This window comes from Bradyrhizobium sp. JR4.1 (assembly GCF_040548605.1).
Taxonomy (GTDB): domain Bacteria; phylum Pseudomonadota; class Alphaproteobacteria; order Rhizobiales; family Xanthobacteraceae; genus Bradyrhizobium; species Bradyrhizobium canariense.
This window is the reverse complement of record NZ_JBEPRY010000066.1, coordinates 1-4252: the sequence shown is the minus strand read 5'-3', so window position 1 is coordinate 4252 and position 4252 is coordinate 1. Positions and strand designations below refer to the sequence as shown.

Sequence of the window (4252 nt, the reverse complement as noted above, 5' to 3'; positions counted from 1 at the left end):
GAAGGACATGAGTGCGAACGTTCGTGATCTTCATCGGCTTTGTCTTTTACAGTGCTGCTACGTCCCTCACTCGGGTAGTAGCTTCTAAATAGGTAGCGGCGCGAGGCGGGGTCTAAACGCATTAAGCTTTTGCTCAGGGAATATTCGCAGATAGGAAACGATGATCGGTGCATTGAAGATCATTTTAGAGCTAGCAGAAACGGGACGAAGATGCCGGCCCTTCGTGCACGAAGAGCGCCGGTAGTCACCATGGTGGGGCAATGGTTGTCGTCCAGGCAGCGGCCATGGGAGCCGCGCAGCACGGCCTTCGCTGTGCATCCCCGGACAGCACAAGTCCTGATCGCCTGGCTTGCGATCCGCTTTGAGGCGCGCGGTGCTCGTGGACACGATCATCGCCGAGGTAGCGAGTACTGGACGCGTTGCGAGCCTCAGCCATATCTCTGGCTTCATTGAGACGCCTATCCGTATTGCCCAACGACCGGTCCAACTGTCATCGCTGCTACAACGCCAAGTTCGAAGACATTGCAAAGAGCGATCGCATGCTACTCCTGCCACTATTTCGGGTATGCCTTCGAAGAGGTTGGAGCGCGCGAAAGCTCATACTCTCGAAACTGCTTACAAACGGCCACGTCGCCGATTTTTATCGAGGCCTCCCCTCTAAAGCTGGTCCCGTGATCGTCGAGGCGCGATCATAATTGTAAGTTGAAGACGCGGGGGATCTTTGTTGACGTGGTCAGTACGATCGCCTTTCGTGTCTTTTGTGGAGGCGGCATAACCTTATACCTGCAGCAAATGTGGGATGTGCAGCGGATCAAATAGGCTATTCATGGGTGCACTTTGTCCAGTTACGTATTGCGACTAGCTTAGGTCGCGAGAGTATCGCTGTACACCGATGATAAGGAATGTCGACACTACCTAATCTGGTGAGGACTTCAATCGATAGAAGGACTATTGCTATCCCGGCGCCTTCGCCCCTCCCGGAATCCCTAGGAAAAGCCGAGAAAGTCCGGCTCGTATTTTGCATTCAGGGATCGTCGTCACCGCGTGCTGAACCATCTTATCCTCCAGCGCAGCGATTCCGAGCGGTCTCCAGTTTGCTATTCAAGTTGGGATATACACTCGGCGAGACGGGAGTGCCTGGTAGTGGCCTGATTGGACCGCGTCCCAAAGCGCTGCTATTCGCTCGTCGAGCCCTTCCTCAGTCGCGCCATGTCATCCCGTCGACGCCGGGCGCTGCGGAGCGCTTTCAGTTGCCTGAAGCTTTCCGTCAGCAATTCGCGCGTCACGTAATGCATCAACGCCGTGAACCGTGTCTTCCTATTCCGTCTTGCCAGTCCAAGTACAGCCTCCAGCGTCGTCGACGGGCTGGTCCGGCTCAGGGTCCGGGGCGCGGGGGGATGTTTGCTATTGCCCTTGGCTGCCCGTCGCTTTTGTTCAGGTCGTTCATTGGTACTATGCGGATGTCCGAATTATCGTCGACGATGAGGGCAATCGGCGAGATCGCCGCGGCATTCTTGTCTCACGGATTGATCTCAGGGATGGCACGCGCCGCTGATTTTGAGATAATTCGACAGGTCGTCGGAAGATTCGCTTTCGCTCGCCTTCTGGATACTCATCTGCCCCGTAAACCCGGGACTTTTGAAACACTTGCTGATGATCGCGCCTTTTAAGCGAAGCCGCAGTAATGTCGTGGTTCTGCATCTGCGGCTGGAACGCCGATGCAGGAGGTCCAACCTCCATCTCTCACATAGCTGTACGCATCAAATTCGATTATTCACCTCCTTCATGATCCGAAGCACAGCATGCCAGAAGATCTTGACCAGATCGCCGCGGCGACCCTGGAAGATGTAAAGATCGCCAGCATGCGGATCGCGCTTCAGGCTCTCTGGACCGCAAGCGCCAGCCTTTGCATGCCGCGGCGCAGGTCGGTGTGGCCGGTGGCGATCCAGACCCTGACGCCGCTCGGGATCGGGATCATCGCCGTCTCAGAAGCTCAAGAACCCGCTGCAGCGCCTCCGTGTCCACGTCCCGGTCAACGCGCACGCGACAGCCGCCCCCAAGCTCGATCTCGATAATGCCGGAGCTTGCACGTTGCGCAGGCGGTGAAACCGGTTCTGGCGCGCCACTGGAGATCGGAGCCGCTACAGGTGTGATTTCGACGGGAACAAGAGTAGGCGCAGCATCTCCCCCCAATCGACCCTGTCGCGCTTGTCGACGCCAGGTGAACAGCAGGCTATGAGCCACCCCGCGCCGGCGTGTCACCCCCGCAGACCGTCTCGCCGGCTGCAAGCTCTCTTCAACAAGGCGCACCTTCTCGTCGTAACTCTATCGCCGCCGACGCTTGGCGCCCAACACATTGACCTGCAATCTCGACGTGACCTTTAAGCTAGACTTAAGCTCAAATCCTCAGGCCGCCTCGCAAACTACATAAGGAGGCCGCCGCCGGAGGGATACGGCTATCTAGGAAGGCACATGATGCGCTTCCCGGGCGGGCGCGAAGTGATATCGGGTCTCCTCCCGGTCAATCATCCGATCGTCTCGGCGCCACACCGCCGAAGTCTGATCGTCAACTCGTCTCTAAATCGCTGGCGTCGTCGGCGGGCAGATGGTCGTTTCGCCGACCTTGAAGCTGTCAGATCGTCAGGCACTTTAGAACTGGGATCTCAATGAAGATCTAGGACAGCATCATCTGGCAAATGGCGCCGAACAGGATGGCAAGCATACGTTCACCAGTTCTGGATCGAGCCCGATCGAGATCATCCGTAAAGAAAGTCCGGGACTGCGCTGGCCGCCGAAACAATCCAAGCGCGCTGAGCCAACACCGCTAATCGCCCTCGTGTATCACTGATCCTCGGGTAAGCAGAGACGCCATCGAGACGAGAGAGCTCACATCCGTTTCGAGGCCTGTGACGGAATGACGTACTGGTTGAACCGCCTGATATTGGCGATCCCCCGGCTCTTTTGATGCAGGATGAGCTAGAATTCCAACGGCTACCAGTATTAAGGCCATCGACAATCAGCCGCTCTTGTCGCCGCTCGACTGTTAGGTGCTTCATTCTATCCTGCCTCAACGCAGCTCTTCAACTCCTCGCCGGTCAGCCACACCAGCAAGTAGTTGTTGAGAGAATCCTGTTCCGCGAGGCTCAATCCGCCAGGTTCGCAATGCTTATATCCTTCTTGCGCAACAACGCCTTTGTCCACGACCCACTGCGCTACAAGTCCGCACATGAAGTCAGGAGCCCACATGGCAAAGGACACACCGAACGCTAGCCCTGCCGCGATGTTGGGTATGCCTTTGCCTCTAAAATCTTTGCGAATCCACAGATCTCCATGGTATGCTATCTTTCCCTTTATCTTCTTCGCGGTTGGTGCCGTGCATGCCCAACGGTTCTGAGGATAAGCAAGTGGCGCGGGTATATCCGAAAACATATTAGTGATATGATCTGCAAGGTTGCTGCGCGAAAGCTCATAAATTCGAACGGCCTGCAAGAGTGCGACGTCCTTATTTTTGTCTATCCCGAGCGTCCAAAATCCATAACCTGGTGAAATTGGCGAGCGATTTATCTGGAAAAATCGCGTTGTGGGCTCCTTTGTCGGGGTTGCCCGTGTGATCGATAAATATTCTTGAAAATCGAATCCTATCGAAAGCTTAATACCTTTTTGGACGGCGGCATCGTCGTATTCTCTAAGGAAGCGTGAGACTTGCAATGGATCAACAAAGCTTTTCATTGCTGCACTTTATCATCCTAATTGTTCTGAGCGGCACGATGTGCCGCCATACAAGCTAACAGTAGCGCAGCGACGATAACTCAAACCACTACCTAATGTGACAGCTGCTAACTCGCTTGGCCGGTGATCAGAGCCGGCTCCGCAAATTTGAACAGGTCGGTAAGTGGAGTTTCTGCCTGACAGCGGGCACGCTGGTGCCTGCGAATCAGGAGCGACGATGAGCAGACGAGCACGCCGAAACCACACACCGGCCTTCAAGGCGAAGGTGGCGCTTGCCGCCGTCAAGGGCGACCGGACGATAGCTCAGCTTGCCGAGCAGTTCGACGTCCACCCCAATCAGATTACGGCGTGGAAGGCGCAGCTGGAGGGTGGCGCTTCCGGAGTTTTTGCACCTGGCGGCGCTGCGCCGGCGACGCCTGCGATCGATGTGAAGTCGCTGCATGCCAAGATCGGGGAGCTGACGCTGGAGAACGATTCCTAAGAAACGGCACCAGCTCCCGGTTCCAAGGGGTGCAGGACAAAG

At 56.1% G+C, this 4252-nt stretch carries 2 protein-coding genes and 1 pseudogene; 1 reads left to right on the top strand and 2 read right to left on the bottom strand.

Annotated features, from left to right (window positions below; all coding sequences use genetic code 11):
* Window positions 1–1974 precede the first annotated feature (1974 nt).
* Window positions 1975–2310 (bottom strand): IS66-like element accessory protein TnpA, encoded by a 336-nt coding sequence (gene tnpA / locus ABIB90_RS41435; protein WP_502918272.1) that lies wholly within the window; start codon window positions 2308–2310, stop codon window positions 1975–1977.
* 747 nt (window positions 2311–3057) lie between these two features.
* Window positions 3058–3729, bottom strand: coding sequence for a hypothetical protein (locus ABIB90_RS41430; RefSeq protein ID WP_354202961.1), 672 nt, complete (start codon window positions 3727–3729; stop codon window positions 3058–3060).
* 217 nt (window positions 3730–3946) lie between these two features.
* On the opposite strand from ABIB90_RS41430, the pseudogene ABIB90_RS41425 reads away from it, so the two are divergent.
* Window positions 3947–4204 (top strand): annotated as a pseudogene (locus ABIB90_RS41425) (transposase); the annotation flags it as partial.
* Window positions 4205–4252 lie beyond the last annotated feature (48 nt).

Bases quoted from the DNA above. Each gene is read 5' to 3' on its own strand.
- ABIB90_RS41430 (WP_354202961.1), bottom strand. From the start codon at position 3,729: ATGAAAAGCTTTGTTGATCCATTGCAAGTCTCACGCTTCCTTAGAGAA.